Annotated in this window: 26 protein-coding genes and 2 pseudogenes; 9 read left to right on the top strand and 19 right to left on the bottom strand. The window is 74.1% G+C overall.

Going from position 1 to position 26,628, the window contains the following annotated elements:
- Positions 1 to 14: 14 nt before the first annotated feature.
- The 9 genes and pseudogenes from H6H00_RS23750 to H6H00_RS23710 form a co-directional block, all read right to left on the bottom strand.
- Entirely contained in the window at positions 15 to 371 is a 357-nt protein-coding gene (locus H6H00_RS23750; RefSeq protein ID WP_185717910.1) for a hypothetical protein, read from the bottom strand.
- An 82-nt stretch (positions 372 to 453) separates the two neighbouring features.
- Complete coding sequence (locus tag H6H00_RS23745) at positions 454 to 1,647, bottom strand: GNAT family N-acetyltransferase (protein WP_185717909.1); 1,194 nt, start codon at positions 1,645 to 1,647, stop codon at positions 454 to 456.
- Positions 1,647 to 2,525 (bottom strand): DUF4333 domain-containing protein, encoded by an 879-nt coding sequence (locus H6H00_RS23740; RefSeq protein WP_185717908.1) that lies wholly within the window; start codon positions 2,523 to 2,525, stop codon positions 1,647 to 1,649. The genes H6H00_RS23745 and H6H00_RS23740 overlap by 1 nt, the downstream gene beginning before the upstream one ends.
- Positions 2,526 to 2,623: 98 nt before the next feature.
- Positions 2,624 to 5,395: a DEAD/DEAH box helicase gene (locus H6H00_RS23735; RefSeq protein WP_185717907.1), complete on the bottom strand. Its 2,772-nt coding sequence runs from the start codon at positions 5,393 to 5,395 to the stop codon at positions 2,624 to 2,626.
- 73 nt (positions 5,396 to 5,468) lie between these two features.
- Positions 5,469 to 6,392: a twin-arginine translocase subunit TatC gene (gene tatC, locus H6H00_RS23730; RefSeq protein ID WP_185722726.1), complete on the bottom strand. Its 924-nt coding sequence runs from the start codon at positions 6,390 to 6,392 to the stop codon at positions 5,469 to 5,471.
- A 66-nt stretch (positions 6,393 to 6,458) separates the two neighbouring features.
- Positions 6,459 to 6,756: pseudogene (gene tatA / locus H6H00_RS23725) on the bottom strand (Sec-independent protein translocase subunit TatA).
- Positions 6,757 to 6,867: 111 nt separating this feature from the next.
- On the bottom strand, positions 6,868 to 7,035 hold the full coding sequence (locus tag H6H00_RS23720; RefSeq protein WP_185717906.1) for a hypothetical protein: 168 nt from the start codon (positions 7,033 to 7,035) through the stop codon (positions 6,868 to 6,870).
- Between the two features lie 2 nt (positions 7,036 to 7,037).
- Positions 7,038 to 8,012 carry a helix-turn-helix transcriptional regulator gene (locus H6H00_RS23715; protein WP_185717905.1) on the bottom strand — a complete coding sequence of 325 codons (975 nt, stop codon included), beginning with the start codon at positions 8,010 to 8,012 and terminating at the stop codon, positions 7,038 to 7,040.
- Positions 8,009 to 8,989 (bottom strand): helix-turn-helix transcriptional regulator, encoded by a 981-nt coding sequence (locus H6H00_RS23710; protein ID WP_185717904.1) that lies wholly within the window; start codon positions 8,987 to 8,989, stop codon positions 8,009 to 8,011. The genes H6H00_RS23715 and H6H00_RS23710 overlap by 4 nt, the downstream gene beginning before the upstream one ends.
- A gap of 149 nt (positions 8,990 to 9,138) precedes the next feature.
- Here H6H00_RS23710 and H6H00_RS23705 point away from each other — a divergent pair, with 149 nt between their 5' ends.
- Positions 9,139 to 9,396, top strand: a complete 258-nt coding sequence (locus tag H6H00_RS23705) for a hypothetical protein (protein ID WP_185717903.1) — start codon at positions 9,139 to 9,141, stop codon at positions 9,394 to 9,396.
- Positions 9,397 to 9,417: 21 nt separating this feature from the next.
- Here the strand turns inward: H6H00_RS23705 and pafA are convergent, their stop codons facing one another.
- Positions 9,418 to 10,779 carry a Pup--protein ligase gene (gene pafA / locus H6H00_RS23700; protein WP_185717902.1) on the bottom strand — a complete coding sequence of 454 codons (1,362 nt, stop codon included), beginning with the start codon at positions 10,777 to 10,779 and terminating at the stop codon, positions 9,418 to 9,420.
- A 113-nt stretch (positions 10,780 to 10,892) separates the two neighbouring features.
- Between pafA and H6H00_RS23695 the strand changes: the two genes are divergently transcribed.
- The gene (locus H6H00_RS23695) at positions 10,893 to 12,416 is read left to right on the top strand and encodes a bifunctional phosphatase PAP2/diacylglycerol kinase family protein (protein WP_255425339.1); all 1,524 of its coding nucleotides are present in this window, start codon (positions 10,893 to 10,895) and stop codon (positions 12,414 to 12,416) included.
- Positions 12,417 to 12,420: 4 nt separating this feature from the next.
- On the opposite strand, the pseudogene H6H00_RS23690 reads toward H6H00_RS23695, so the two are convergent.
- A pseudogene (locus H6H00_RS23690) lies at positions 12,421 to 12,708 on the bottom strand (NADAR domain-containing protein); the annotation flags it as partial.
- 119 nt (positions 12,709 to 12,827) lie between these two features.
- Here H6H00_RS23690 and H6H00_RS23685 point away from each other — a divergent pair.
- Both H6H00_RS23685 and H6H00_RS23680 read left to right on the top strand, forming a co-directional pair.
- Entirely contained in the window at positions 12,828 to 14,078 is a 1,251-nt protein-coding gene (locus tag H6H00_RS23685; RefSeq protein ID WP_185717901.1) for an alpha/beta fold hydrolase, read from the top strand.
- Positions 14,075 to 14,776 (top strand): RraA family protein, encoded by a 702-nt coding sequence (locus H6H00_RS23680; RefSeq protein WP_185717900.1) that lies wholly within the window; start codon positions 14,075 to 14,077, stop codon positions 14,774 to 14,776. Before H6H00_RS23685 ends, H6H00_RS23680 begins: the two co-directional genes overlap by 4 nt.
- Before the next feature lie 65 nt (positions 14,777 to 14,841).
- On the opposite strand, the gene prcA is transcribed toward H6H00_RS23680, so the two are convergent.
- The 4 genes from prcA to dop form a co-directional block, all read right to left on the bottom strand.
- Complete coding sequence (gene prcA / locus H6H00_RS23675; RefSeq protein WP_185717899.1) at positions 14,842 to 15,639, bottom strand: proteasome subunit alpha; 798 nt, start codon at positions 15,637 to 15,639, stop codon at positions 14,842 to 14,844.
- 4 nt (positions 15,640 to 15,643) lie between these two features.
- Entirely contained in the window at positions 15,644 to 16,495 is an 852-nt protein-coding gene (gene prcB, locus H6H00_RS23670; RefSeq protein ID WP_185717898.1) for a proteasome subunit beta, read from the bottom strand.
- A 72-nt stretch (positions 16,496 to 16,567) separates the two neighbouring features.
- Complete coding sequence (locus tag H6H00_RS23665; RefSeq protein WP_141276402.1) at positions 16,568 to 16,765, bottom strand: ubiquitin-like protein Pup; 198 nt, start codon at positions 16,763 to 16,765, stop codon at positions 16,568 to 16,570.
- Between the two features lie 87 nt (positions 16,766 to 16,852).
- Positions 16,853 to 18,340 (bottom strand): depupylase/deamidase Dop, encoded by a 1,488-nt coding sequence (gene dop, locus H6H00_RS23660; protein WP_185717897.1) that lies wholly within the window; start codon positions 18,338 to 18,340, stop codon positions 16,853 to 16,855.
- 173 nt (positions 18,341 to 18,513) lie between these two features.
- Here dop and H6H00_RS23655 point away from each other — a divergent pair, with 173 nt between their 5' ends.
- Complete coding sequence (locus H6H00_RS23655) at positions 18,514 to 19,581, top strand: NAD(P)-dependent alcohol dehydrogenase (protein ID WP_185717896.1); 1,068 nt, start codon at positions 18,514 to 18,516, stop codon at positions 19,579 to 19,581.
- A gap of 44 nt (positions 19,582 to 19,625) precedes the next feature.
- On the opposite strand, the gene H6H00_RS23650 is transcribed toward H6H00_RS23655, so the two are convergent.
- A complete protein-coding gene (locus H6H00_RS23650; RefSeq protein WP_185717895.1) occupies positions 19,626 to 20,123 on the bottom strand; it encodes a MarR family winged helix-turn-helix transcriptional regulator in 498 nt (165 codons plus the stop codon).
- Between the two features lie 90 nt (positions 20,124 to 20,213).
- On the opposite strand from H6H00_RS23650, the gene H6H00_RS23645 reads away from it, so the two are divergent.
- Both H6H00_RS23645 and H6H00_RS23640 read left to right on the top strand, forming a co-directional pair.
- Entirely contained in the window at positions 20,214 to 20,774 is a 561-nt protein-coding gene (locus H6H00_RS23645; protein WP_185717894.1) for a YceI family protein, read from the top strand.
- An 85-nt stretch (positions 20,775 to 20,859) separates the two neighbouring features.
- Positions 20,860 to 21,621 (top strand): helix-turn-helix domain-containing protein, encoded by a 762-nt coding sequence (locus tag H6H00_RS23640; RefSeq protein ID WP_185717893.1) that lies wholly within the window; start codon positions 20,860 to 20,862, stop codon positions 21,619 to 21,621.
- Here H6H00_RS23640 and H6H00_RS23635 read toward each other — a convergent pair.
- Positions 21,564 to 21,959 carry a VOC family protein gene (locus H6H00_RS23635; protein WP_185717892.1) on the bottom strand — a complete coding sequence of 132 codons (396 nt, stop codon included), beginning with the start codon at positions 21,957 to 21,959 and terminating at the stop codon, positions 21,564 to 21,566. The genes H6H00_RS23640 and H6H00_RS23635 overlap by 58 nt on opposite strands.
- A gap of 143 nt (positions 21,960 to 22,102) precedes the next feature.
- Between H6H00_RS23635 and H6H00_RS23630 the strand changes: the two genes are divergently transcribed.
- Positions 22,103 to 23,719 (top strand): SLC13 family permease, encoded by a 1,617-nt coding sequence (locus H6H00_RS23630; RefSeq protein ID WP_185717891.1) that lies wholly within the window; start codon positions 22,103 to 22,105, stop codon positions 23,717 to 23,719.
- Between the two features lie 10 nt (positions 23,720 to 23,729).
- Here the strand turns inward: H6H00_RS23630 and H6H00_RS23625 are convergent, their stop codons facing one another.
- Positions 23,730 to 24,086, bottom strand: a complete 357-nt coding sequence (locus H6H00_RS23625) for a YchJ family protein (RefSeq protein ID WP_255425337.1) — start codon at positions 24,084 to 24,086, stop codon at positions 23,730 to 23,732.
- 64 nt (positions 24,087 to 24,150) lie between these two features.
- Here H6H00_RS23625 and H6H00_RS23620 point away from each other — a divergent pair, with 64 nt between their 5' ends.
- Positions 24,151 to 24,606: a protein-tyrosine phosphatase family protein gene (locus H6H00_RS23620; protein WP_185717889.1), complete on the top strand. Its 456-nt coding sequence runs from the start codon at positions 24,151 to 24,153 to the stop codon at positions 24,604 to 24,606.
- Positions 24,607 to 24,666: 60 nt separating this feature from the next.
- Here the strand turns inward: H6H00_RS23620 and arc are convergent, their stop codons facing one another.
- Positions 24,667 to 26,427 carry a proteasome ATPase gene (gene arc, locus H6H00_RS23615; protein ID WP_255425336.1) on the bottom strand — a complete coding sequence of 587 codons (1,761 nt, stop codon included), beginning with the start codon at positions 26,425 to 26,427 and terminating at the stop codon, positions 24,667 to 24,669.
- Positions 26,428 to 26,628 lie beyond the last annotated feature (201 nt).

Here is a 26,628-nt window from a genome sequence, read left to right as displayed (position 1 = left end):
GCGCCGGGGTCATGTCAGGACGCCGCGGCCGTGCGCGGGTAGGTGTCGTCGTCGGTCGGGGACGGGAACGGCCCGTCCGCGGCACCGAGCACCTCGTCGGGGAGACCGTCCTGGTCGGTGTCGAGGAACGCGACGTCGGCGTAGCCGTCGTGGTCGATGTCGACGGCGACCAGGTCGATGCGGCCGTCGGCGTCGATGTCGACCGCGCCCACGTCGGTGAGGCCGTCCGCGTCGACGTCGACGAGCACGGTGTCGAACGCGCCGTCGCCGTCGGTGTCGAGCAGCGTGGTCTCGGTGTAGCCGTCGCCGTCCCGGTCGACGTACTCGGTGGTGGGGTCGGCGTGGGCGGTGGGGTCGGTGCACTCGGACATCGCGGGCTCCTCGGTCTCGTGGGCTTCTGTCCCCACCGACGCCGCCCGACCGCCCGGGGTTACAGCGACCTGCGAAGAAGTTTCAGAAGTACGTCCCGCACCACGGCAGGCGGTCGGTGGCGAACAGGGCGTCGGCCCGGGCGGGGGCCGTGGCGTCGTGCACCCGCCACCACCCCGTCGCCGCGAGCAGGGACGGCGCGCGGTCGCCGAGGTAGGCCATCGCGAGGGCGTCGACGTCGCACTCCAGTTCGGGGGGGCTGTCCGCGCGCTCCGCGGTGCCGCCGCCGATCCGGTACACGCCGTCGTTGGCCGGGAGGAGGCGGTCGTGCACCCCGACCAGCACGGGCGGTCCGTCGCCCCAGGTGCGGGCGGCGAGGGCCACGGGCACGTCGACCAGGCGCAGCCACGTCTCGTCCTCGCCGCCGGTGACGCTGCAGTCGCGGGGATCGGCGAGCAGCAGCTCCAGCGGTTCGTCGACCGGGCGGAGCCAGCCGTCGACGCGGTCGACGAGATCGATGCCGGTGAGGAACGCCCACAGGGCGGCGGTGGCGTCGTCGTCGGCGGCGTGCAGGTCGTTCACCTTCAGCGCGCGGTGCGCGAACGTGCCCTCCGACAGGGGGACCGCGAGCGCGAACCCGTCGTCGCCGTCGGGTCCGGTGTGGACGGCGGCGATCAGGTGCTCGTGCTTCTCCACCGGCTGCGCGACCTGCCAGCGCCACCACGCCTCCCGGCGCGTGATCCCGCCGGGGCGGCGCAGCGCGAGCGCGTCGTGCAGCGCCGTCAGCGTGGGCTCGATGTCGGCGCCGAGGACGAGCCGCACCTCCCCCGCGGGCTCCCGGCGCCATCCCGCGCCGCGGCCGTTGACCGAGACGTGGCGCCCCCGGCTGGCCACGCCGTAGCCGAAGCGGCCGTAGATCCGGGCCTCGCTGGCCCGCAGCGACGCGAGGGGCTCGCCGCGTCCGACGGCCTCGTCGAGCTGGGCGCGCATCATCGCCGAGAGGACCCCGCGGCGGGTGCGGTCCGCGCGCACCCCGACGCGGGTGACGGCCGAGGTGTCGAGGGCGGCGCCGCCCGGCACGGCGGTGCGGGTCGGGAACGAGGTGGCCGTGCCGATCAGAGCGCCACCGTCGGCGACGCCCACGGTGCGGCCCGGGCTGTAGCTGCGCGACGCCGCGTCCCAGTCGGCGTCGGTGACCGTGTCGCGGTGGATCGAGGCCGCGAACAGCACATGGGCGGCGCGCAGCTCGTCGGGACCGAGGACGTGGACCTGGGGCATCAGGCGGGCCTGCTGACCTCGTAGTCGCCGGTGCTGCTCGTGACCCGCACCGGCACGGTGGCCGGGGCGCCGTCGATCGTGGTGGTGCAGGTGAAGGTGGCGCCGTCGGTGACCCGGATCGCCTCCCCCGGCGCCCCGCACGCGACGTCGCCGACGACGCCGTAGCCGTAGTCCTCCACGAGCACCCGCTGCACGCCGCTCTGCAGCGCGGCCTGGTCGAACACGGTGGTGTTCAGGAACCCGGGCGAGACGAAGGCCAGCACCGCGCCGATCACGAGCAGCGCGACCACGAGCGCGCCGACGACGAGCGGGACGCGCGAGCGGCGCGGCGGGCGGGCGGCGTCGGGCAGCGGCGGGTAGCCCTGGCCCCACTGCGGGCCCGGACGGCCGGGGTACGGCTGCTGCCCGGGATACCCCTGCCCCGGGTAGGGCTGCTGGCCCGGGTACCCCTGCTGGCCGGGGTACGGCTGCTGACCCTGGTACGGCTGGGGCGGGTACTGGCCCGGCGGCGGACCCCACCCCGACGGCCCGCCCTGCTGCGGCGGCACGTTCCAGCCCCCGCCCGGCGGCGGCTGCTGGGCCCACGCCGGCACCTGCCCGCCCTGCGGCTGTGCACCCTGCTGGTCCGCCCCGGGGGCACCCCACACCCCCGGCTGCTCCATCCGGGTCGCGTCCGGGTCCTCCCTCGGCTGCTCCGGCCGGGGCTGGTCGACGCGCGTCGCGTCGTCGGCCCCGGGGGCGCTCTCGCTCCAGGAGCGGGTCTCGGCGGCGGGGTCGCGGGACGGGTCGCCCCAGCCCCCGGCCGGCGGACGGCCCCAGGCGGCGCGGTCGGCACCCTCGTCCGGGTTGCCGTGCGGGGACCCCTCGGGCGTCGTCATCGCCGGCCTCTCGTCGTCGCACCCGGCGGCATCCGGGCACAGCCGGGATCCAAGCACAGCCGACCCGGACGGCGCAGCCGATCACCCGATCTCCCCGATCAGGTGGCGCCCACCGCCACCACCCCGCGGCGCACGGCCTGCCCGGCCTGCACGGCGACCCGGCCGACGCCGCTGGAGCGCCCGGCGACCCCGGCGATCTGGTCGAGCAGGTCCAGGACCTGCCGGCACCAGCGCACGAAGTCGCCCGCCGACAACTCGGAGCCGTTCTGCTCCGCCGCGGTGAGCACGGCCGAGAGCGACTCGCCCCGGGCCCAGCGGTGCATCGGCCAGGCGAACCCGAGGTCGGGCTCCCGGGTGCGGTCGACGTGGTGGCGGCGCTCGTCGGCGTCGAGCTCGCCCCAGATCCGGACGGTCGTCGCGAGCGCCTCGCTGACCGGCCCGGACGGCACGCGCGGCACCGGTCCGTTGTCGCGCCGCGTCTCGTAGACCAGAGCGGAGACCACCGACGCCAGCTCCGCGGGCTCCAGCCCGTCCCACGCCCCGTGGCGCAGGCACTCGGCGGCGAGCAGGTCGGACTCGCCCCACAGCCGGGCCAGCCGCGCGCCGTGCTCGGTGACCTCCTCGCCGTCGAGGTAGCCGCGCTCGCCCAGCAGCGACCGGATCCGGTCGAACGCGCGCGCCAGCGAGTGCGTCGTGGCCCGGCGCTTCTGCCGCAGCTGCTCGGTCTCCTTCTCCAGCCGGGCGTGCCGCTCCGACCAGCGCGCGTGCGCCTCGCGGTCGTCGCACCCGTGGCAGGGGTGGGCCCGCAGGGCCCGGCGCAGGGTGGCGAGCTCCGGGTCGTCGACGGCGTCACCGCGCCCGCGCCGCCGCGGCGTGCTCGGCGCGACGATCCCGGTGTTGCGCAGCGACGACGCCAGGTCGCGGCGGACGCGCGGGGCGCGGTGGTCGACGCGGCGCGGCAGCCGCATCCGGCCCAGCGCCTCGACCGGCCCCGGGAAGTCGGCGGGCGACAGCCGCCCGGCCCAGCGGTCCTCGCTGAGCACCAGCGGGCGCGGGTCGCCGTCGGAGTCGACGCCCGGGTCCAGGACGACCGCGAGCCCGGCGCGGCGCCCGGCCGGCACCGCGATGACGTCGCCGACCTTGAGCCGGCGCAGCGACGACGCCGAGGCCTCCCGGCTCTCCGCGACGCCCTGGCGCGACAGCGACTTCTCCCGGTCCGACACCTGCCGGCGCAGCCGCGCGTACTCGCCGAAGTCGCCGAGGTGGCAGCGCATCGACTCCTCGTACCCGGCCAGCGCCTCGGCGTTGCGGTCGATCCGCCGCGAGATGCCGACGACGGAGCGGTCGGCCTGGAACTGGCCCAGCGACTGCTCCAGCAGGTCGCGCGCGGCCTCCGTGCCCAACCGCGCCACCAGGTTGACGGCCATGTTGTAGCCCGGCTTGAACGAGCTCCGCAGCGGGTAGGTCCGCGTCGACGCCAGCCCGGCGACCTGCGTCGGGTCGACGCCGGGCTGCCAGATCACGACCGCGTGGCCCTCGACGTCGATGCCGCGGCGCCCGGCCCGCCCGGTGAGCTGGGTGTACTCCCCCGGCGTCAGCTCGGCGTGGCTCTCCCCGTTGTACTTGACCAGCCGCTCCAGCACGACGGTGCGCGCGGGCATGTTGATCCCCAGCGCGAGGGTCTCGGTGGCGAACACCGCGCGCACCAGCCCGCGGACGAACAGCTCCTCGACGGTCTCCTTGAACGCGGGGAGCATCCCGGCGTGGTGCGCGGCGATCCCGCGCTCCAGCGCCTCGCGCCACTCCCAGTAGCCCAGCACGGCCAGGTCGGCCTGCGGCAGCTCGGAGGTGTGCTCGTCGACGATCCGGCGGATCTGCGCGACGTCGTCCTCGGTCGTGAGCCGCAGCCCGGACCGCAGGCACTGCCCGACGGCGGCGTCGCAGCCCGCCCGGCTGAAGACGAACGTGATGGCCGGGAGCAGGCCGTCGCGGTCGAGGCGGTCGATGACGGTGGTGCGCGACGGCGGCCGGAACCGGGTCTGCGACCGGCCCCCGCCCGGGCGCGGCGAGCGCCCGCGGCCGCGGTCCCACACCGAGCTCGACCGCTCCAGGTCGCGGGTGCTGCGGACCAGGTCGGGATCGACCTGCAGCTCCCCGGACTCGTCCTCGCCCGCGAACAGGTCGACGAGCCGGTTGCCCACCATCATGTGCTGCCACAGCGGCACGGGCCGGTGCTCGTCGACGACGACGGTGGTGTCGCCGCGGACGGTCACCAGCCAGTCGCCGAACTCCTCGGCGTTGCTGACGGTCGCCGACAGGCTGACCAGTGCCACGTGCTCGGGGAGCTGGAGGATGACCTCCTCCCACACCGCCCCGCGGAAGCGGTCGGCGAGGTAGTGCACCTCGTCCATGACGACGTAGCCCAGGTGCTCCAGCTGCCGGGACCCCGCGTAGATCATGTTGCGCAGCACCTCGGTGGTCATGACGACCACCTGAGCGTCGCCGTTGATCACCGTGTCGCCGGTGAGCAGCCCGACCGCGTCGGCGCCGTGCCGGGCGACGAGGTCGGCGTACTTCTGGTTGCTCAACGCCTTGATCGGCGTCGTGTAGAAGCACTTCTGCCCCTGCGCGAGCGCGAGGTGGACGGCGAACTCGCCCACCACGGTCTTGCCCGCACCGGTGGGCGCGCAGACGAGCACGCCGTGCCCGTCCTCGAGCGCCGAGCAGGCGCTGCGCTGGAACCCGTCCAGCTCGAAGGGCAGACCTGAGACGAACTCCGTCAGGTTCGGACGTGCGGCCCGGCTCCGGGCGGCGGCGTAGGCCTCCGCGGGAGCAGGCGTGCTGCTGGCCACCGGACCACACTGGCACATCGACGGTTCCGGTGCGTGACGGCACCCGGTCCGGCATGACGACGCTCACCCGGGGGCACCCCGGGTGAGCGGGTCAGGTCACGTCGTCGAGGCGGCGGGAGGGCGAGCCCCCCGGGGTGCTGTCGACCGGGGACGGGGTGGGGTCGATCGCGCTGGGGCTCGTGTCGATCGGGCTCGGGGTGGTGTCGATCGGGGACGGCGCGTCGGGATCCCAGTCGTCCCAGCCCTCGGCCGCGCGGCGCTTGGCCCGGCGCCTGTCGTTGATCCGGGCCACCTGGATGGCGACCTCGAACAGGATCACCAGGCCCAGGGCCAGTGCGATCATCGAGATCGGGTCCTGCCCCGGCGTCGCGATCGCCGCGAAGACGAACAGGCCGAAGATCAGCCCGCGCCGGGAGGCGCTGAGCTTCTCGTAGGTGATGATGCCGGCGAAGTTGAGCATCACCACCAGCAGCGGGATCTCGAAGCTCACGCCGAAGATCAGCAGCAACCCGATGACGAAGTTGAAGTACTGCTCACCCGACAGCGCCGTGGTCTGCACCCCGTCGCCGATGGCGAGCAGGAACGCCAGGCCCTGCGAGACGACGAAGTAGGCCAGCACCGCACCGCCGACGAACAGCACGGCCGCGATGGACACGAAGACGATCGCGTAGCGCCGTTCCTTCGTGTACAGGCCGGGGGTGATGAAGCCCCACAGCTGGTAGAGCCAGATCGGGCAGGCCAGCACGACGCCGGCCGTGACGCCGACGCGCAGGCGCAGGTTGAACTGGTCGAACGGACCGGTGGCGAGCAGGGTGCAGGACCCGTCGGTCGTGAACTCGGCCCGCTGTCCCGCGGGGATCGAGCAGTACGGGTCGGTGAGCAGCGTGCCCAGGCTCGGCAGGCCGAAGAACTCGACGCCGTACCAGATGTAGCCGAAGACCGTGGTGACCGCGATCGCGATCAGCGCGATGGTCAGTCGGTTGCGCAGTTCGAAGAGGTGCTCGACGAGCGACATCGTGCCGTCGGCGCTCTTGGGCTTGCGCCCCGACCGACTCCGGGAGAACCTGGCCACCGGAGCAGGCTACTGGCCGGTGGTGGAGTGACCCTGCCCGGTGGCCGGAGTGGACTCCTGCACGGGCGCGGGCGGGGTGACCGGAGCCGACGCCGCGGGGGGCAGCGGCGCGGGCGCGGGGGGCGCGGGGGGGCGGGGCCGGAGTCTCCTCGGCGGCGCCGTCGTTCTTCATCCCCTTCATCTCGCCCTTGAACACCCGAGCGGACTGGCCGATCGAACGGGCCATGTCCGGCAGTCGCTTGGCGCCGAAGAGCAGCACCAGGATGCCGATCAGGATCACGAATTCCCAGCCGCCGAGGCTCGGCATGGCTTCGTCCTTCCGTCGAGGTCAGTACGTCGGTAGCCTACGCCGTCCGGATGAACGAGCCCGGAGCGGCCGACGCCACGGGGGGACGTTCGGTCCCCGGCGCCCGCGGGTTCACCGCGGTGCCCGGCGGACGACCGGCAGTGCCGACCGGCCCCGTTCCAGGCCTCCGCGCAGGTCGGAGGCGGCGCGGGAGAGCCGCTGCACCCGGGGCAGGACCGCGACCACCACCCCGATCAGCAGCAGCACACCGATCCCGACGACCACCAGTGCCAGCACCATGATCAGTTCTCCGTCCCGTCGCCCGCGAGGGCCTCGCGGGCCCGCTGGACCACGGCCGCGGCCAGCTCCGGCGGGTCGAGCACCCGCGCCCCGCCACCCAACCCCAGCACCAGCCGCACCAGCCACGCGGGGTCGGCGTAGCGCAGCACGACCCGCAGCCGCCCGCCGTCGACCTCCTCGGCCTCCTCCACGGGGTAGTACTCCGAGACCCACAGCGCGTCGGGCTCGAGCAGCAGCACCGCGGCCGGGTGGTCGGGCCGGGCCCGGAACGCGCCGCCGGACACGTCGGACGGCTCGGCGTCCGGGGGCGGCTCCGCCGGCTCGTCGAGCACCGTGACGTCCTCGACGCGGTCGAGCCGGAACAGCCGGACGCCCTCGGCCCGCCGGCACCACGCCTCCAGGTAGCCGCGGCCCTCGACGATCAGCAGCCGCATCGGGTCGACCACGCGCTGGGACACCGCGTCGCGGCCCGCCGTGTAGTAGACGATCCGCAGCGCCCGCCCGTCCTCCAGCGCCTGCCGGACCGCGGCCGAGGTGGTCTGCTCCTCGCGGGACAGGTCGACCGCGACGCCCGGGAGCCCGACACCCGAGAGCCCGGCGTCGCCGACGGCCCGCTCGATCTTCGCGGTGGCCCGGCGGACCGCCCCGGTGTCGACGACGCCGGGCTGCTCCCCCAGCGTCCGCAGCGCCACCAGCAGGGCGGTGGCCTCGGCCGTGGTCAGCCGCAGCGGGCGCCGCATGCCGGCGTCCTCGGTGACGGTGACGGTGTCACCGGCGAACGACAGGTCCACGAGGTCGCCGGGGCCGTACCCGGGCAGCCCGCACATCCACAGCAGCTCCAGGTCGCGGCGCAGCTGGCGCTCGGTGACCCCGAAGTCGGCGGCGACCTCCGAGACGTACACGCCCGGCCGGGCCAGCAGGTAGGGCACCAGCGACAGCAGCCGCGGCAGCCGCTCGGTGACGCTGCCGGCGCTCATCGCGTCGCCACCGGGTCGGCTGCGGCGGCCCACGTCGCCCGGACCCGCTCGGCGAGCTCCGGCGGGTCGAGCACGGCGACGTCGGGGCCGTGCCCGGCGAGCCAGCGCGCGACCGTCGCGGGGTCGCGCAGGTCGATCTCCAGCTCGTCGCCGGGCCGGCCGCCGCGGGTGCGCGGGCCGACGGGGCGGGCGAGGCGGCGCAGCCCCTGCGCGCGGCCCGCGGCCACCCAGACCCGGGCGACGCCGCTGACCGGCGGCAGGTCGGTGCCGTCGCGGACCGCGGCGGCCAGGTCGACCCCCTCCGGCACGCGCACGGCCCCGGCCGGCCCGGTGGCGGTGACCGGCCCGACGATCCGCGACACCCGGAACGAGCGCCGGTCGTCGCGGTCGCGGTCGTGGCCCACGAGGTACCAGCGGCCGCGCCGCGACACGACCCCCCACGGCTCGACGTGCCGGCGCACGACCTCCCCGCCCGGCCCGCCGCGGCGGTGGTCGAAGGTGACCGCGCGCCCGGCCTGCACGGCGGCGAGCAGCGGCGCGAACGCCGGGTCGCCCGCCCGGACCCGGGGCTGGATCCGGCCGGAGTCCTCGTCGACCTCCACCCCGGCCGCCCGCAGCTTCACCAGGGCGCCGCGGGCCGCCCCGGCGAGCTGCGGGGAGTCCCACAGCCGCGCGGCCAGCGCGACGGCCGCGGCCTCGTCGGGTTCGAGGTCGATCTCGCCGAGCTCGTAGTCCTGGCGGGCGATGCGGTAGCCGTCGGCGGTGTCGAAGCTGGAGCGGCGGCCGGTCTCCAGCGGGACGCCCAGCTCGCGCAGCTCGGCCTTGTCGCGCTCGAACATCCGGAAGAACGCCTCGTCGCCCGGCGCGTCGGCGTAACCGGGAACGATCGCGCGGATCCGCTCCGCCGAGAGGAACTGGCGGGTGGACAGCAGGCAGAGCACGAGGTTCACCAGCCGCTCGGCCCGCGAGGAGGACACGACCCGCATCGTACGACCGCAGGTCACCGGCCCGTGGGCGGCCGCCGTGATCCACCCGGTGTCTCATCCTGCGACACCGGCCGCCGGGCGGCTTGACCGCGACACCGCGGCGGCGAAAGCTCGCCGGGAGCCGCGACGAAGGGGATTCCATGAGCAGTGCCGAACCGAACACCGAGACCGAGACGTTCAACCCGTGGACCGTGGTGAACCTGGTGTTCGGCCACCTGTCCGACCACGGCCTGCACCCGGTCCTCGGCGAGGCCGGTGACCCGGCGGTGCCCGCGGCGGCCCTGCTGCGCGCGTTCGGGATCGAACCCGGGCGCAACGACGAGACCGTGGCCTCGCCGAACGTGCAGGACACGCTCAGCGAGATCCGCCAGCGGATGCTGGGCGAGCCCAAGGAGTGACGCCGGCCGACCGGCCGTCGCCTACAGCGAGGCGATCAGCCGGTCGACCCGCTCGTCGACCGAGCGGAACGGGTCCTTGCACAGCACGGTGCGCTGGGCCTGGTCGTTGAGCTTGAGGTGCACCCAGTCGACGGTGAAGTCCCGGCCCGCGGCCTGGGCGGCGGCGATGAAGTCGCCGCGGAGCTTCGCCCGGGTCGTCTGCGGCGGGGTGTCCTTGGCCGCCTCGATCTCGCCGTCGTCGGTGACCCGCTCGACCATCCCCTTGCGCTGCAGCAGGTCGAACAGCCCCCGGCCCCGCCGGATGTCGTGGTAGGCGAGGTCGAGCTGGGCGACCCGCGCGCTGGCCATGTCGAGGTCGTTGCGCTGGCGGTACCGCTCGACGAGCCGGTGCTTGATCGCCCAGTCGATCTCCCGGTCGATCAGCGACAGGTTCTGGCTCTCCACCGCGTCCAGGGTGCGGCCCCACAGCTCGACGACGCGGGCCATGGTGGGGTCCTCGCTGCCGCGCGTGGCGAGGTGCTCGACGGCGCGGGCGTGGTACTCGCGCTGGATGTCCAGCGCGCTGGCCTCCCGGCCGCCCGCCAGCCGCACGGTGCGCCGGCCGGTGAGGTCGTGGCTGATCTCGCGGATGGCGCGGATCGGGTTGTCGAGGGTGAAGTCCCGGAACTGGACGCCCGCCTCGATCATCTCCAGCACCAGCGTGGCCGCACCGACCTTGAGCATGGTGGTGGTCTCGGACATGTTCGAGTCGCCGACGATGACGTGCAGGCGGCGGTAGCGCTCGGCGTCGGCGTGCGGCTCGTCGCGGGTGTTGATGATCGGCCGGGACCGGGTGGTGGCGCTGGAGACGCCCTCCCAGATGTGCTCGGCCCGCTGCGAGAGGCAGTACACGGCCCCGCGCGGGGTCTGCAGCACCTTGCCCGCCCCGCAGATCAGCTGGCGGGTGACGAGGAACGGCAGCAGGACGTCGGCGATCCGGGAGAACTCCCCGGCCCGGGCGACGAGGTAGTTCTCGTGGCAGCCGTAGGAGTTGCCCGCGGAGTCGGTGTTGTTCTTGAACAGGTAGATGTCGCCGCCGATGCCCTCGTCGACCAGCCGGCGCTCGGCGTCGACGAGCAGGTCCTCCAGGATCCGCTCCCCCGCCTTGTCGTGGCTGACCAGCTGCGCGAGCGAGTCGCACTCGGCCGTGGCGTACTCCGGGTGGGACCCGACATCGAGGTAGAGCCGCGCGCCGTTGCGCAGGAAGACGTTCGACGAGCGCCCCCAGGAGACGACGCGGCGGAACAGGTACCGCGCCACCTCGTCCGGGGAGAGACGCCGCTGGCCGTGGAAGGTGCAGGTGACCCCGAACTCGGTCTCCACACCGTAGATCCGCCGCTGCATCCCCACAGCCTAGGCGGCGCGGGCCCGATCCGTGACGGATGTGACCGACGGTTTCCGGGCGCGCCGCACGCCGCCGGACCCTCCGCCGTAGGGTCGGCCGGGTGAGAAGTCGGGTGAGCAGGAGCAGGGGACGAGTCAGCGACCTGGACCGCGCGCTGACCCGCGCGGTGTCCGAGCTGCCTCCCAGCCCGGTCGACGGGGCCATGAAGGCGCTGTCGACGGCGGCGAACCACAGCCTGCTCTGGTTCGCCGTGGCCGGGCTGCTGGCGGCGCGCCGCGGGTCCAGCCGCAAGGCGGCGCTGCGGGGCCTGTTCTCCATCGCCGTGGCCAGCACGTCGGCCAACGCGGTGCTCAAGCCGCTGCTGCCGCGGCGCCGCCCGGCCGCCTCCGAGCTCCCCGCCTACCAGAAGCTGGCCGACCCGCCCACGTCGTCGTCGTTCCCGTCCGGGCACGCGGCGTCGGCGGCGGCGTTCGCCACGGCCGTCGCGATGGAGAGCCCGAAGCTGGGGCTCGCCGTCGCGCCGCTGGCCGCCACCGTCGCCTACTCGCGGGTGCACGTCGGCGTCCACTGGACCTCCGACGTCGTCGCGGGCGCCGCGGTCGGCACGGGCGTCGCGCTCCTGTCGCGGCGCTGGTGGCCGGTCCGGCTCACCGACGAGGCCCGCGCCCGGCCGCTCGACGCCGTCCCGGTCCTGTCCGGCGGCGAGGGCCTGGTCATCGTGTCCAACCAGCGCTCGGGCGACCCGGAGCACGACCCGGCCGCCGACCTCGAGGAGGCGTTCCCGCGCGCCGTCGTCGTCCGCGCCGAGCCCGACCGCGACCTCGACGAGCAGCTCGACGCGGCCGTCGAGGCCGCGGGCGACCGGGTGCGGGCCATCGGGGCCGCCGGCGGCGACGGCACCGTCGCGGCTGCGGCGGCCGTCGCGGGCCGCCGCAGGCTCCCGTTCGTCGTGGTCCCCACGGGCACGCTCAACCACTTCGCCCGCGACGTCGGCGTCTACGACCTGCAGGAGGCCGTCGACGCCACCGCGGCGGGCGAGGCCGTCGCCGTCGACCTCGCGGTGGTCGAGGTGCACCCCGGCCCGGACTCCGAGGCCGTCGTGCGCACCCGCTGCTTCCTCAACACCGCGAGCCTGGGCTCCTACCCCGACCTGGTGCGGCTGCGCGAGCAGTGGCAGCCTCGGTGGGGCAAGTGGCCCGCGTTCGCGGCGGCGCTGGTCGTGGTGCTGCGCCGCGCCGAGCCGGTGGGGGTGCGGATCGAGGGACGCTGGACGAAGGTGTGGTTCCTGTTCGTCGGCAACGGGCCCTACCACCCGCGCGGCATGGTCCCGGCCTGGCGCCCGACGCTCGACTCGGGCCTGCTCGACGTGCGCTGGCTGCGCGCCGACGTCCGGTTCTCCCGGCTGCGCGCCGTCGCGGCCCTGCTGCTCGGCGCGCTGGACCACAGCCGGGTCTACGGGCAGCGCGAGGTGCCGGAGTTCGACGTGCAGCTCTCCGTGCCGGGGATGCTCGCCACCGACGGCGAGGTCGTCGAGGAGGCGGGGCACTACACGTTCCGCGTGGCCAAGGAGCCGATCGAGGTCTACCGGCGCCGCGAGGAGAACTGGACCGGCCGCGACCGGCCGTTCCTGCCGTAGTCCCTCACGTCCGCAGCAGCTCCCGCACCCGCATCAGCGCCCGGCCGAGCTGGTTGCGGCCGGGCCAGCGGTCCGGGTCCCGGGCGTCGGGGTGGTCGGCGGCCAGCCCGCTGCCCCAGACGCGGTCGTGCGGGCTCGCCTCCACCAGCAGCCGCTGCCCCGTCCCGAGCAGGTACCCGCGCAGGTCGGGCCGGGCGGACGTGGCCCGGTTGCCCGCGACGACCACGTCGAACGCGACGGCGGCCCAGCGCGCGCCGTCGAACCCGGCCACCCCGCGGCCCAGCGCCTCGGCCCGCTCCGAACCACTGGCTGAGCACCCACGGGCCGGGCCCGTCGTGGAGCGGGGTGTGGTCCCAGAACAGCAGCGGCTCCGGCATGGCCCGAGTGTGGCAGGACCGGTAGAACGGGGGCATGCACGTCACCGGACTCGATCATCTCGTGCTCGTCAGCGACGATCCCGAACGGCTGATCGCCTGGTACGTCGACGTGCTCGGGCTGGAGCCGCTGCGGCTGGAGCGGTGGCGGGCGGGCGAGGTGCCGTTCGCGTCGCTGCGGGTGGACGCGGGCACGATCGTCGACGTGCAGCGCGGCTCCCGGTCGGGCACCAACGTCGAGCACCTCGCGCTGGTCGTCGACGCCGATCCCGACGCGCTCGCCGCCCTGGCCGCGGGGCACGGCGTCGACCCGCCGCGGGACCTGTTCGGGGCCCGCGGCCAGGGTCAGGGCATCTACCTGCGCGATCCCGACGGCAACGGGGTCGAGCTGCGCACCTACTCCCCCGCCCGCCCGGCCGCAGCGCTCGCCGACCCCGTCGACGGGTTCCGCCTGGCCCACGACGACCTCGGCGACGGCGACCCCGTCGTCCTGCTGCACGGCTGGCCCGGCGACCGGCACGACTTCCGCGACGTCGTCGGCCGTCTCACGGGGTCGTGCCGGGTCGTGGTGCCCGACCTGCGGGGCTTCGGCGCCACCGAGCGCCCGGCCGGCGCCGGGGCCGCCGAGTTCGCGGCCGGCCCGCAGGCCGCCGGCGTCGCCGGGCTGATCGAGCAGCTCGGGCTCGGCCCGGTCGTCGTCGGCGGCTACGACGTCGGCTCGCGCACCGCGCAGGAGCTGGCCCGGTCCCGCCCCGACCTGGTGCGGGCGCTGGTGGTCTCCCCGCCGACCCCGGGGGCGGGGCCCCGCGTGCTGACCGCGGCGGCGCAGGAGCAGTTCTGGTACCAGCACTTCCACCGGCTCGCCCTCGCCGAGCACCTCGTCGACGGCGACCCGGCCGCGGCCCGCCGCTACCTCGCCCACTTCTGGTCGCACTGGTCCGGGCCCGGCTTCACCCCCGACGACGCCGAACTCGACCGCCTCGCCGCCGACTACGGCCGCCCGGGCGCGTTCGTCGCGTCGGTGAACTGGTACCGCGCCGGGGCGGGCACGGTCGCCCGGTCGGTCGCGGAGCAGGTCCCGGCGCCCGCCGACCGCATCGCGGTCCCGACGACCGTGCTGTGGCCCGAGCACGACCCGCTGTTCCCGCGCGAGTGGTCCGACCGGCTCGACGCGTTCTTCTCCGACGTCGACCTCCGCTTCCTCGACGGCGTCGGCCACTTCGTCCCGATCGAGGCGGCGGCGGAGTTCGCCGCCGCGATCCTCACCCGCGTCCAGGAGAGTGCATGAGCAAGTCGCATCCGCAGCAGTGGTCGGTGAACGGGTCGGTCGACCGGCCGGACCCCGCCGACGTCGCCGCCCTGCGGGAGTTCTCGACCACCCAGATCGCCGACTGCGGCGGGCCGGTCTCCGTGGTCGGGCCCCCGCTGCGGCGCGTGGCGGGCGGGCCGGAGATCTGCGGCACCGCCGTCACGGTCTGGACGAAGCCGGGCGACATCCTGTTCGTGCTCAAGGCCCCCGACCTCGTCGGCGAGGGCGACGTGCTCGTCATCGACGCCGGGGGCCGCGACGACGCCGCGGTCATCGGCGACATCGTGGGCCGCACGATCCGCGACCGCGGCGCGGTCGGGCTGGTCGTCGACGGGGCGGTGCGCGACGTCGCCGGGCTCGACGAGGTCGGCCTGCCCACGTTCGCGCGCGGCGCCCACCCCGCGACCGGGTCGAACCAGGGGCCCGGCGCGATCAACGTGCCCGTGCACTGCGGCGGCGTCGCCGTGCACCCCGGCGACGTCGTGCGCGGCGACTCCAGCGGGCTGGTCGTCGTACCGCGCGCCGAGCTGGCCGCCGTGCTGGAGCTGACGCGCGCCGTGGCGCAGCGGGAGACCGACTGGCTCGCCGCCGTGGCCGGCGGGCAGACCCTGGCGCAGGCCACCGGGATCGACGCCCTGATCGACGCCCGCGGCGGGTCGGAACCCCCCGCTCCCTGATCGCGGGTGCGCGCCGACCGGGGGTGGGCGCGACGGGCGGGCCGGGCCCGCCCGTCACGCACCCGTCAGGAGCCGGTGCCGTTCTCCGGGACCACCGGGCTCTCGTCGCCGCCCACGTCCTCGGACCCGGCCGGGGCGTCGACAGTGCGGTTGGCCTCGGGGAGCAGCTCGCGCAGCGCCGAGCCGGTGATCCGGCGGAACGACCGGCGCGGGCGGCCGCGGTCGAGCACCGCCACCTCCAGCGCGCGCACGCCGAGCACGGCGGGCTGGGCGGTGCCGCCGTTGCCGGGGGTGGAGCTGGTCTGCAGCGCCTCGACGGCGAGCGCGATCGACTCCGCCAGGCCCAGCCCGGCCCGGTAGGTGTCCTTGAGCTTCGCGCTGATCGGCTCGGTGGTGCCGCCCATGACCACGAACTGCGGCTCGTCGGTGATGGAGCCGTCGTAGGTGATGCGGTAGAGCTGGTCGGCGTCGACGGTGGCCCCGACCTCGGCCAGGCACAGCTCCACCTCGTAGGGCTTCTGCTGCTCGACGAAGGAGGTGCCGAGCACCTGCGCGTAGGTGTTGGCCAGCATCCGCCCGGTGACGTCGCGGCGGTCGTAGGTGTAGCCGCGGACGTCGGCCATCCGGACGCCGGCGTTGCGCAGCGTCTCGAACTCGTTGTAGCGCCCGACCGCGGCGAACCCGATGCGGTCGTAGATCTCGGACACCTTGTGCAGGGCGGTGGACCGGTTCTCCGCGACGAACAGCACGCCGTCGGTGAAGGTGAGGACCACGACGCTGCGGCCCCGGGCGATGCCCTTGCGGGCGAGCTCCGAGCGGTCGCGCAGGAGCTGGTCGACCGACGAGTAGAACGGCATCGTCATGGGATCAGCCTCCGGGGTTCTCGGTGCGGCCGGCCACGACCTGGGCGACGACCTCGGCGATCTCGGTCTCCGGGCGGCGGATCGCGCCCTCGGGGCCGGTGATCGACACGACGATCGGGTAGAGCTTGCGGGTGAGGTCCGGCCCGCCGGTGGCGGAGTCGTCGTCGGCGGCGTCGTAGAGCGCCTCGATCGCGGTGCGGACCGTGGTGGGCAGGTCGGCGTCGACGCGGTGGCGCTTCTTCAGCGCCGACTTCGCGAACACCGACCCGGAGCCGACGGCGTGGTAGCCGAGCAGCTCGTCGTAGCGGCCGCCGGTGGCGTCGTAGGTGACGATCCGGCCGGCCTTCGACGGGTCGGGCGCCTCGGTGTCGTAGCCGGCGAACAGCGGCACGACCACGAACCCCTGCATCGCGGCACCGAGGTTGGCGCGGACCATCGCGGCGAGCTTGTTGGCCTTGCCGTCGAGGGACAGCGTGGTGCCCTCGATCTTCTCGTAGTGCTCGAGCTCGACGGTGAACAGCCGCACCATCTCCAGAGCGATGCCCGCCGACCCGGCGATGCCGACGGCGGAGTGCGAGTCGGTGACGAACACCTTCTCGATGTCGCGCTGGGCGATGACGTTGCCCTGGGTCGCGCGCCGGTCGCCGGCGATGACCACGCCGCCGGAGAACACCAGCGCGACGATCGTGGTGCCGTGCGGGACCTCCAGCGCGCCGCCGGCGGGCCCGGCCGGCACCGCGGAGGGGAGCAGGTGCGGCGCGTGGGCGGTGACGAAGTCGGTGAAGGACGACGGGCCGGGCGCGAGGTACGCGTCCAGGCCGACAGGGGCGCGACGCCCCGGATCGGGGAACGACATGGTCAGGTCTGCGCCTCTCGTCGTGCGGGTACTGCTCGTGCGGGTGAGGGAGGAGGGGGGCAGCCGGGGAGGCTACTCGCCGCCCTTCTGGACGTAGGCGCGGACGAAGTCCTCCGCGTTCTCCTCGAGGACGTCGTCGATCTCGTCGAGGATCGTGTCGACGTCCTCGCCGAGCTTCTCGCGACGCTCCTGGCCGGCCGCCGCGGCGTCGGCACCCTCGTCGTCGTCCCCGCCGCCGCCACCCTGACGCTTCGTCTGCTCCTGCGACATGACGCCTCCTGTCGATAGGTCGTGCTGGGTTGAACACTAACCCAGTACGCCGACGAAAGTCCGTGATCCGGCGCGCGACGATGCCGCTCAGCCGCGGGTGAGCGCCTCCACGAGCTCCTCCGCGGTGCGCGAGTTGTCGATCAGTTCCCCGACGTGCGAACGGGTGCCGCGCAGCGGCTCCAGCGTCGGGATGCGGACCAGCGACTCGCGGCCCAGGTCGAAGATCACCGAGTCCCACGACGCCGCCGCGACCTCGGCCGGGTAGCGCTCCAGGCAGCGGCCGCGGAAGTAGGCGCGGGTGTCCTCCGGCGGCGCGGTCATCGCGGCGGTGACGTCGTCCTCGGAGACCAACCGCTTGATCGAGCCGCGCGTGGCGAGCCGGTTGTAGAGCCCCTTCGCCATCCGGACGTCGGTGTACTGCAGGTCGACCAGGTGCAGGCGGGGGGCGTCCCAGGTGAGCCCGTCGCGCTCGCGGTAGCCCTCCAGCAGCCGCAGCTTCGCGGTCCAGTCGAGGCGGTCGGCGGTGCTCATCGGGTCGCGCGCGAGGTCGTCGAGGACCTCGCCCCAGATCTGCATGACCTCCGCGGTGGCCTCGTCCGGGCTGTCGCCGACGTGCGCGCGCGCCTTCTCGAAGTAGGCCTGCTGGATGTCCAGGCCCGTCATCCGCCTGCCGTCCGCCAGGTCGACCGTCGTCTTCAGCGTCGGGTCGTGGCTGATCCGGTGCACCGAGCGGACGGGCTCGGCGAGGCGCAGCTCGTCGAACCGCACGCCCTTCTCGATCATGTCCAGGACGATCGCGGCCGTCCCCACCTTCAGGAGGGTGGAGTACTCGCTCATGTTGGCGTCGCCGATGATGACGTGCAGCCTGCGGTACTTGTCGGCGTCGGCGTGCGGCTCGTCGCGGGTGTTGATGATGCCGCGCTTGAGCGTGGTCTCCAGGCCGACCTCGACCTCGATGTAGTCGCTGCGCTGCGCGAGCTGGTAGCCGGCCTCGTCGCCGGCCGCTCCCCGGCCGACCCGGCCCGCGCCGCAGACGACCTGGCGCGTCACGAAGAACGGCGTCAGCCCCGAGACGATCGACGGGAACGTGGTGGAGCGGGCCATCAGGTAGTTCTCGTGGGCGCCGTAGCTCGCGCCCTTGCCGTCGACGTTGTTCTTGTAGAGCTGGATCCGCGGCGCCCCGGGCACGGTGGCCGAGCGCATCGCGGCCTCCTCCATCACCCGCTCCCCCGCCTTGTCCCACACCACGATGTCGCGCGGGGTGGTGACCTCGGGGGTGGAGAACTCGGGGTGGGCGTGGTCGACGTAGAGCCGCGCGCCGTTGGTGAGGATGACGTTCGCCGCGCCGAGGTCGTCGAGCTCGGAGTCGACGGGGTTGTGCATGGTGGGCGCGGAGAGGTCGAAGCCCCGGGCGTCGCGCAGCGGCGACTCCACCTCGTAGTCCCAGCGGGCGCGCCGCGAGCGCGGGATGTCGGCGGCCGCGGCGTAGGCCAGCACCACCTGCGTGGACGTGATCACCGGGTTGGCGGTGGGGTCGCCCGGGACCGAGATGCCGTACTCGATCTCGGTGCCCATGATCCGACGGGCCGTCACGGGCGGGCCTTCAGCGCACTCATGCGTCGAGCCTAACCGCCGCGCCCCGGAGGTCCCCGGCGTGCGCCCGTCGATCATGTTGCATGATGAGACCGGGATCACATGCGGCCTCCTGCATGATCGGGGTTTCCCGAGCCCGAAGGGGGCAGTACTCGATGCCGGAGACGATGAAGTCCTTCGTGATCAAGACGGTCGGAGCGACCGAGGTGGTCGAGAAGCCGATCCCCGATCCCGGTCCGGAGGAAGCGATCGTCCGCACCACCGCGGCCCTGATCTGCACCTCCGACGTGCACACCGTCAAGGGCGCGCTCCCCGTCCCCGACGGCCGCACGCTCGGGCACGAGTCGGTCGGCGTCATCCACAAGCTGGGCTCGGCCGTCACCGGCTTCGAGGAGGGCCAGCGCGTCGTGGTCTGCGCGGTGACGCCCTGCTACCGCTGCTCGGCGTGCCAGCGCGGCTTCACGAGCCAGTGCGGCGGCGCGCTCGGCGGCTACAAGTACACCGTCCAGATGGACGGCAACATGGCCGAGTACTTCGTCGTCCCGGCCGCGGCGGCCAACCTCACCCCGATCCCCGAGGCGATCAGCGACGAGCAGGCCGCCTACTGCTGCGACATGCTCACCACGGGGTTCATGGGCGTCGAGCACTGCTACCTGCAGTTCGGCGAGACGGTGGCGATCTTCGCGCAGGGCCCCGTCGGCCTGTCCGCCACGATCGGTGCGCAGCTGATGGGGGCCGGGCGGATCATCGCGGTGGAGTCCCGCCCCGAGCGCCAGGCACTGGCCAAGCGCTTCGGCGCCACCGACATCGTCGACTTCAGCAAGGGCAACCCCGTCGAGCAGATCATGGACCTGACCGGGGGCGAGGGCGTCGACGCCGCCATCGAGGCGTTCGGGTTCCCGCAGACCTTCGAGGACTGCCTGCGCGTCACGAAGGCGGGCGGGCGCGTGTCGAACATCGGCTACCACGGCGAGAACCCGGCCCCGCTGCAGCTGCCGCTCGACGCGTTCGGCCTGGGCATGAACGACAAGGCCGTGCACACCGGCCTGTGCCCGGGCGGCAGCGAGCGGATGAAGCGGCTGCTGCGCCTGCTGGAGTCCGGTCGCATCGACCCGACGCCCATGACCACGCACACCTTCGGCTTCGACCGGATCAGCGAGGCGTTCGAGATGATGACGACCAAGGCCGACGGCATCGTCAAGCCCCTCATCACCTTCCCCTGACCCCACCCGCCTGAACGGCCCTCCCGCTGCGGCGGGAGGGCCGTTCACGCGTCCGCGGGCACGTCCCCCGCCGCGGGCCACAGCGGCTCCGGGGACAGGTGGGCCGCGAGCACGTCGCTGATCTCGCGCAGGGACGCCTGCTGGGCCGGGGTGAGCCGGTCGAACAGCAGCTGCCGCACCTCCTCGACGTGCCCGGGAGCGGCGGCCCGCAGGCGCTCCATCCCGGCCTCGGTCAGCGAGGCGAGCTGCCCGCGCTTGTCCGACGGGCAGGGCCGCCGCTGCACCCAGCCGGCCTCCTCCATCCGCGAGACGGCGTGCGAGAGCCGGCTGCGCGAGGACAGCGACGTGGTGGCGAGCTGGCTCATCCGCAGCGTCCGGTCCGGGGCCTCGGAGAGCCGCACGAGGATCTCGTAGTAGGCGTGCGGCAGTCCGGCCTCCTGCTGGAGCTGGCGCTCCACGCGGTCCCAGAGCAGCCGGCTGGCCGTGAGGAAGCTCCGCCAGGTGCGCTGCTCGTCGGCGCTCAGCCACCGTGTGTCGTCCACGTCACCCTCCCGGAATAGTTGAACACTCAACCCGTTTACCGTACTGTCCCTCTCAACACCTGAGAGTTCAACAAAACCACGGAGGTTCCGATGACCACGGCACAGACCCAGATCCCCGGATACATCGCCGGCACGTGGGACATCGACCCGGTGCACTCCGAGGTCGGGTTCACGGTCCGCCACATGATGGTGAGCAAGGTACGCGGCCGGTTCACCGGGTTCTCCGGTGCGATCACCACGTCGGACGACGTCACCGCATCGAGTGTCCGCGTCGAGATCGACGCCACCTCGATCGCCACCGGCAACGACCAGCGCGACGGCCACGTCCGCTCGGCCGACTTCTTCGACGTCGAGAACCACCCGACGTGGAGCTTCGTCTCCACCGCGGTGCGGGCCGACGGTGACGACCTGGCCGTCGACGGCGACCTGACCATCAAGGGCGTCACCAGGCCCGTCACGCTCGCCGTCGAGGTCGGCGGCTTCGGCCCCGACGCCTACGGCGGCACGCGCGCCGGGTTCACGGCCACCACCAGCATCAACCGCAGCGACTACGGCGTCGACATCGCGATGCCGCTCGACGGCGGCGGCGTCGTGGTGAGCGAGAAGGTCCAGATCACCCTGGAGATCCAGGGCGTGCTGCGCACCGCCTGATCGCCGCACCGACCGGCTCCCCGACGGCCCCTGACGCACCGCGTCGGGGGCCGCGGTGCGTCCGGGGCGCGGCTACCGTGGCTCCGTGACCTACCGCGAGTTCCGGGCGCCGGCTCCGCTGGCCGGGCTCGTCGAGTGCGGCTGGGTGTCCCGGACCGGGGACGACGAGCCGGGCGGGGTCCAGGACGTGCTGCCCGACGGCTGCATGGACCTGATCTGGACCGGCGACGGCGTCCTCGTCGCGGGGCCCGACACCGCACCCCATCCGGCCCGCCGGGTCCCGGGCACGGTCCTGGTCGGGCTGCGCTTCGCCCCCGGCCGGTTGCCCGGGCTGCTCGGCGTCCCGGCCACGGCGCTGCGCGACCGGAGAGAACCGGTCGGCGACGTCCTCGGGGCCCGCCCGACCGGCCTGCACCGCCACCGCAGGGCCGGGGAGGACCCGTCCGCGGACCTCCGCGCGGCGGTCGCCCTGCTCACCGATCTCGTCACGGCCCTCCCCGGGCCGGGTCCCGAGCGCGCGGCGGCGGAGCTCGCCGCCCGGATCGGGTCCGGGGCGGGCGTCGCCGCCACGGCCGACGCGCTCGGCTGCACGACCCGCACGCTGCACCGGCGCTGCCTGGAGGCCTTCGGCTACGGCCCGTCGGTGCTGCGCCGGGTGCTGCGCTTCCGCCGCGCGGTGGCGCTGCTGCACGCGGGCGTCGCCCCGGCCGAGGTCGCCGCCCGCGCGGGGTACGCCGACCAGCCGCACCTCTCGCGCGAGGTGCGGGCGCTGGGCGGGGTGGCGCCCGGTCAGCTGGGGGCGAACAGGTCGACGGTCGTACCGTCCGGGTCGAGCACGCTGGCGTAGCGCTGGCCCCACGGCGCGTCGAACGGCTCCCGCTCGCCGGGGTGCCCCGCGCCGGTCAGCTCGGCGTACGCCGCGTCGACCCCGGCCGGGTCCGGCAGCAGGAACGCGAGCCCCACCCGGCCACCGGTCACCGGGGGCACCCAGTCGGGGTCCAGGGAGAGGGCGACGTCCTCGGTGTCGAACATCAGCCGCAGCCCGCCGGGCAGCGTCGCCTCGACGTGCCGCGCGGACTCCGCTCCGTCGGGGATCGCCAGGCCCAGCATGCGGTAGAACGCGCAGGTCGCGGCCATGTCGCCCACGACCTGCCCGATGGCGTCCAGCTTCGCCTCGATCGTCATGCCGCCACGCTAGGCGTCGCGGCCGCGCCCGTCGTGTACGGATCGGACACGAACCGGCAACCCGACAAAACGCTCTGACCGGACGAAACGCCACGATCGGGGTACGGTGCGCCGGCCCGAACCCGGTGGCCGAAGGAGTCCGCATGACGAGCACGGAGCCCGCCCCGCGCCCCGCCGACCGGCCCGGCACCCGGACCGAGCCCCCGGTCGCGGCCCCGGCCGACCCGCGCCCGCCGGGCCGCGTGTGGGCCTTCCGCGGCCTCGGGCTGCTCGTCGCCGGGATCACCTGGCTCGCCCTCGGCTCGGCCACCGGGCTGGAGCCCGCCGGCCGCACGGTCGCCGCGATCGGCGTGCTGATGGCGGTCTGGTGGATGACCGAGGCGCTCCCGCTCTCGGCAACCGCGCTGGTCCCGATCGTCGCGTTCCCGGCCTTCGGCGTGCTCTCCGTCGGCGACGCCACCGCCCCGTACGCCGACCCGATCGTCTTCCTGTTCATGGGCGGCTTCCTCATCGCCATCGCGATGCAGAAGTGGGAGCTGCACCGGCGGATCGCCCTGCTGACGCTGCGGACGGTCGGCACCCATCCCCGGCGCATCGTCCTGGGCATGATGATCGCGACGGCGTTCCTGTCGATGTGGGTGTCGAACACCGCGACGACGCTGATGATGCTGCCGATCGCCCTGAGCGTGCTCGCGCTCGTGGTCGAGCGCAGCCACGGCACCGGCGAGGTGCGCCGCGGCTCGGCGATCAGCGACACCGTCGACGATCCCGCCGTGCGGATCTTCGGCGTCGGGCTCGTGCTGTCGATCGCCTGGTCGGCGTCGATCGGCGGGCTCGGCACCCTGCTCGGCAGCCCGCCCAACGCGATCGTGGCCGGCTACGTCAGCGAGCAGCTCGACCGCGAGATCACCTTCCTGGGCTGGATGCAGCTCGGGGTGCCGCTCGTCGTGGTGTTCCTGGTGATCGCCTGGCTGCTCATCACCCGCGTCCTGTTCCGGAGCGGGCTGGACGAGGTGCCGGGCGGCCGGGAGATGATCGCGGGGCAGCTCCGCGACATGGGACCGACGAGCACCGGGGAGAAGCGGGTCCTCGCCGTGTTCGCCGGGGCGGCGTTCCTGTGGATCGCCCCCGGCCTGCTCACCCAGATCGGGCCGGTCGAGGCGGCGCTGCCCTGGCTCGGCGACCTCGACGACACCGCGATCGCCATCGCCGCAGGGGTCGTGCTGTTCCTGCTGCCGGGCCACCGCCGGACCGGTGAGGGCCGCGGCGAGATGCTCCTGGTCTGGGAGGACGCCCAGAAGGGGCTGCCCTGGGGCGTCCTGCTGCTCTTCGGCGGCGGGCTGAGCCTGGCCGGGGCCGTCGCGGCCAGCGGGCTGGACGCCTGGATCGGCACCCAGGTGCAGGGCCTGGGCGTGCTGCCGATCGTGCTGCTCGTCGGGGCGATCGTGGCCATCGTCCTGCTGCTCACCGAGGTCACCAGCAACACCGCGACCGCGGCGACGTTCATCCCCGTGCTCGGCGGGGTCGCCCTGGGCATCGGCGCCGACTCGATGACGCTGCTGATCCCGGCCGCCCTGGCCGCGACCTGCGCGTTCATGCTTCCGGTCGGCACCCCGCCCAACGCCATCGTGTTCGGCAGCGGCACGGTCACCATCGGCCAGATGGCGCGCGGCGGGGCGGTGCTCAACGTCGTCGGCGTCCTGCTGATCACGCTGTTCAGCTGGCTGCTCGGCGGCTGGGCGCTCGGCCTGCAGTTCTGAGCGCGCCGGCTCAGACCGGCCCGACGTAGACCCAGCGCCCGTCCACCCGGCGGAACCGGCTGTGCTCGGCCACCACTCCCCCGTCGTGGTGCGCCCGGAACTCCACGGTGCCGGTGGACTCCAGCAGCCCGCCGCCGGTGCGGTCGAGCACCTCCAGCCGGGTCCACCGCGTCCCCGGGTCGACGTCGACGCGCCGCGGGCGGGTCTCCGGGTCCCACGACGCGTGCAGGTGGGCGGCGTCGCCCACGGCGAACGCGCTGAACCGCGACCGCATCAGCGCCTCGGCGGTGGGGGCCGCCGCGCCGCGGTGGTAGCGGCCGCAGCAGTCGTCGTAGGGGGCGGGTAGACCGCAGGGGCAGGTGCGCACGGTGCGAGTCTCCCGGCGGGAGCCCGCGCACGGCGCCGCGGGTGGCTGCGGGAGGATGCCCGGCATGTCCGTCGAGCACAGACCGCGGCACGTCGAGGGCGACGTGCTGCTCCCGGACGGGACCCGGGTGCGCGGCCGCGGGCGCCGGGAGCGGCCCGCCGATCCGCCCCCGGAGTTCGGGCTCTACCTGCACCGGCGGCGCACGCTGCTGGGTCGCCCGGTGCTCGTCCCGGACTGGCCGGCCGAGTGGCTGGACTGGCCCGACTTCCGCGTCCCGCGCGACGGCAGGCGCGCCGCGGCCGCGGTCGAGCACGCCTACCGCCTCGCCCGCGACGGCCGCCGCGTCGAGGTGGCCTGCGCCGGTGGCACCGGGCGCACCGGGACCGTCATCGCGTGCATGGCGGTGCTGGCCGGGCACCCCGCCGCCGACGCCGTGGCCTGGACCCGGGAGCACTACCGCCCCCGCGCGGTCGAGACGGCGGCGCAGCGCCGCTGGGTGCTCTGGTTCGCCACCCTCTGATCCGCCGCGGACGCCGACGGGGCCGGTCGCGGTGCGACCGGCCCCGTCTCCAGGCGCCCGCTACAGGTACTGGCCGGTGTTCGACGCCGTGTCGATCGCCCGGCTGCTGGCCTCGTTCTTGCCCGTGACCAGCGTGCGGATGTAGACGATCCGCTCGCCCTTCTTGCCCGAGATCCGCGCCCAGTCGTCGGGGTTGGTCGTGTTGGGCAGGTCCTCGTTCTCGGCGAACTCGTCGACGATCGCGTCGAGGAGGTGCTGCACCCGCAGTCCGCGCTGGCCGGACTCGAGCACCGCCTTGATGGCCGACTTCTTGGACCGGTCGACGATGTTCTGGATCATGGCGCCGGAGTTGAAGTCCTTGAAGTACAGGGTCTCCTTGTCACCGTTGGCGTAGGTGACCTCCAGGAACCGGTTCTCCTCGGTCTCGTCGTACATCCGCTCGACCACGCGCTCGATCATGGCGTCGATGCAGGCCTTGCGGTTGCCGCCGAACTCCGCGATGTCGTCGTCGTGGACGGGCAGGGTGTCGGTGAGGTACTTGGAGAAGATGTCCTGGGCCGCCTCGGCGTCCGGACGCTCGATCTTGATCTTGACGTCGAGCCGGCCCGGCCGCAGGATCGCCGGGTCGATCATGTCCTCGCGGTTCGAGGCGCCGATGACGATGACGTTCTCCAGGCCCTCGACGCCGTCGATCTCGGCGAGGAGCTGGGGCACGATCGTGGTCTCGACGTCGGAGGACACGCCGGACCCGCGGGTGCGGAAGATGGAGTCCATCTCGTCGAAGAACACGATCACCGGGGTGCCGGCGCTCGCCTTCTCCCGCGCCCGCTGGAAGATCAGCCGGATGTGCCGCTCGGTCTCGCCCACGAACTTGTTGAGCAGCTCGGGACCCTTGATGTTGAGGAAGAAGGCCCGGCCCTCGTTGGGGTCGTCGCCGCGCTGGGCCGCGATCTTCTTGGCCAGCGAGTTGGCGACGGCCTTGGCGATCAGCGTCTTGCCGCAACCGGGAGGGCCGTAGAGCAGCACGCCCTTGGGGGGCCGCAGCTCGTACTCGGTGAACAGCTCGGCGTGCAGGAACGGCAGCTCCACCGCGTCGCGGATCTGCTCGATCTGCCGGAACAGGCCACCGATGTCCTCGTAGCCGACGTCGGGCACCTCCTCCAGCACGAGGTCCTCGACCTCGGCCTTGGGCACGCGCTCGTAGGCGTAGCCGGCCTTGGTGTCGACGAGCAGCGAGTCGCCGGGCTTGAGCTTGACCAGGTCGGGGTCGGACTCGTCGAACAGCGGCGCGGCGAGCCACACCACGCGCTCCTCGTCGGCGTGCCCGACGACCAGCGCCCGGCCCGCGAGGCCGTCGGCGGTGGGCTCGGAGAGCACCTCGCGGAGCCCGCAGACCTCACCGATGCGCTCGTAGTCGCCCGCCTCGACGACGGTGAGCGCCTCGTTGAGCCGCACGGTCTGGCCGCTGCGGAGGTCCGTGGTGGACACCGCGGGCGAGACCGCGACGCGCATCCGGCGGCCGGAGGTGAAGACGTCGACCGTCTCGTCCTCGAAGCGCGCGAGGAACACGCCGTAGCCGCTGGGCGGCTGGGCGAGCCGGTCGACCTCCTCGCGGAGGGCGATGAGCTGACCCCGGGCGTCCTTGAGCGTCTCGGTCAGCTTCTCGTTGCGGGCCGAGAGCTGGGCGAGCCTGCTGGCCGACTCGGCGAGCCGCTGCTCCAGGGCACGGGCCTGGCGCGGCGACTCCGTGAGCTTGCGGCGGAGTAGGGCCACCTCTTCTTCGAGGAAGCGGATCTGGGCGACGGCCTCGTCGGGACTCATGTCCCCGTGGCCACCTGGGTTCTGTCTGCCGGTTCCGTCGTAGGGGTTCACGGCATCCTCCCTCCGTGTTCCGTTTCCATACGATACCTGGACACCCTGACACATGCGGTGCGGCGAAACGGTGATTGATCACTCACGCGGACGGCACCTTGACGGGCCGGGCACCTTCCGTGTCCGTGACGGTACGCGTCCGGGCGGCGC

This window comes from Pseudonocardia petroleophila, from assembly GCF_014235185.1.
Taxonomy (GTDB): Bacteria; Actinomycetota; Actinomycetes; order Mycobacteriales; family Pseudonocardiaceae; genus Pseudonocardia; species Pseudonocardia petroleophila.
The sequence above is the reverse complement of the archived record's forward strand: the minus strand, read 5'-3'. Positions and strand labels throughout refer to the sequence as shown.

What these genes read in the sequence shown, in the direction of transcription:
- H6H00_RS23750 (WP_185717910.1), bottom strand. Translation starts at nt 371, where the DNA reads ATGTCCGAGTGCACCGACCCCACCGCCCACGCCGACCCCACCACCGAG.
- H6H00_RS23745 (WP_185717909.1), bottom strand. Translation starts at nt 1,647, where the DNA reads ATGCCCCAGGTCCACGTCCTCGGTCCCGACGAGCTGCGCGCCGCCCAT.
- H6H00_RS23740 (WP_185717908.1), bottom strand. Translation starts at nt 2,525, where the DNA reads ATGACGACGCCCGAGGGGTCCCCGCACGGCAACCCGGACGAGGGTGCC.
- H6H00_RS23735 (WP_185717907.1), bottom strand. Translation starts at nt 5,395, where the DNA reads ATGTGCCAGTGTGGTCCGGTGGCCAGCAGCACGCCTGCTCCCGCGGAG.
- tatC (WP_185722726.1), bottom strand. Translation starts at nt 6,392, where the DNA reads ATGTCGCTCGTCGAGCACCTCTTCGAACTGCGCAACCGACTGACCATC.
- H6H00_RS23720 (WP_185717906.1), bottom strand. Translation starts at nt 7,035, where the DNA reads ATGGTGCTGGCACTGGTGGTCGTCGGGATCGGTGTGCTGCTGCTGATC.
- H6H00_RS23715 (WP_185717905.1), bottom strand. Translation starts at nt 8,012, where the DNA reads ATGAGCGCCGGCAGCGTCACCGAGCGGCTGCCGCGGCTGCTGTCGCTG.
- H6H00_RS23705 (WP_185717903.1), top strand. Translation starts at nt 9,139, where the DNA reads ATGAGCAGTGCCGAACCGAACACCGAGACCGAGACGTTCAACCCGTGG.
- pafA (WP_185717902.1), bottom strand. Translation starts at nt 10,779, where the DNA reads ATGCAGCGGCGGATCTACGGTGTGGAGACCGAGTTCGGGGTCACCTGC.
- H6H00_RS23685 (WP_185717901.1), top strand. Translation starts at nt 12,828, where the DNA reads ATGCACGTCACCGGACTCGATCATCTCGTGCTCGTCAGCGACGATCCC.
- H6H00_RS23680 (WP_185717900.1), top strand. Translation starts at nt 14,075, where the DNA reads ATGAGCAAGTCGCATCCGCAGCAGTGGTCGGTGAACGGGTCGGTCGAC.
- prcA (WP_185717899.1), bottom strand. Translation starts at nt 15,639, where the DNA reads ATGACGATGCCGTTCTACTCGTCGGTCGACCAGCTCCTGCGCGACCGC.
- prcB (WP_185717898.1), bottom strand. Translation starts at nt 16,495, where the DNA reads ATGTCGTTCCCCGATCCGGGGCGTCGCGCCCCTGTCGGCCTGGACGCG.
- H6H00_RS23665 (WP_141276402.1), bottom strand. Translation starts at nt 16,765, where the DNA reads ATGTCGCAGGAGCAGACGAAGCGTCAGGGTGGCGGCGGCGGGGACGAC.
- dop (WP_185717897.1), bottom strand. Translation starts at nt 18,340, where the DNA reads ATGGGCACCGAGATCGAGTACGGCATCTCGGTCCCGGGCGACCCCACC.
- H6H00_RS23655 (WP_185717896.1), top strand. Translation starts at nt 18,514, where the DNA reads ATGCCGGAGACGATGAAGTCCTTCGTGATCAAGACGGTCGGAGCGACC.
- H6H00_RS23645 (WP_185717894.1), top strand. Translation starts at nt 20,214, where the DNA reads ATGACCACGGCACAGACCCAGATCCCCGGATACATCGCCGGCACGTGG.
- H6H00_RS23635 (WP_185717892.1), bottom strand. Translation starts at nt 21,959, where the DNA reads ATGACGATCGAGGCGAAGCTGGACGCCATCGGGCAGGTCGTGGGCGAC.
- H6H00_RS23630 (WP_185717891.1), top strand. Translation starts at nt 22,103, where the DNA reads ATGACGAGCACGGAGCCCGCCCCGCGCCCCGCCGACCGGCCCGGCACC.
- H6H00_RS23620 (WP_185717889.1), top strand. Translation starts at nt 24,151, where the DNA reads ATGTCCGTCGAGCACAGACCGCGGCACGTCGAGGGCGACGTGCTGCTC.
- arc (WP_255425336.1), bottom strand. Translation starts at nt 26,427, where the DNA reads ATGAGTCCCGACGAGGCCGTCGCCCAGATCCGCTTCCTCGAAGAAGAG.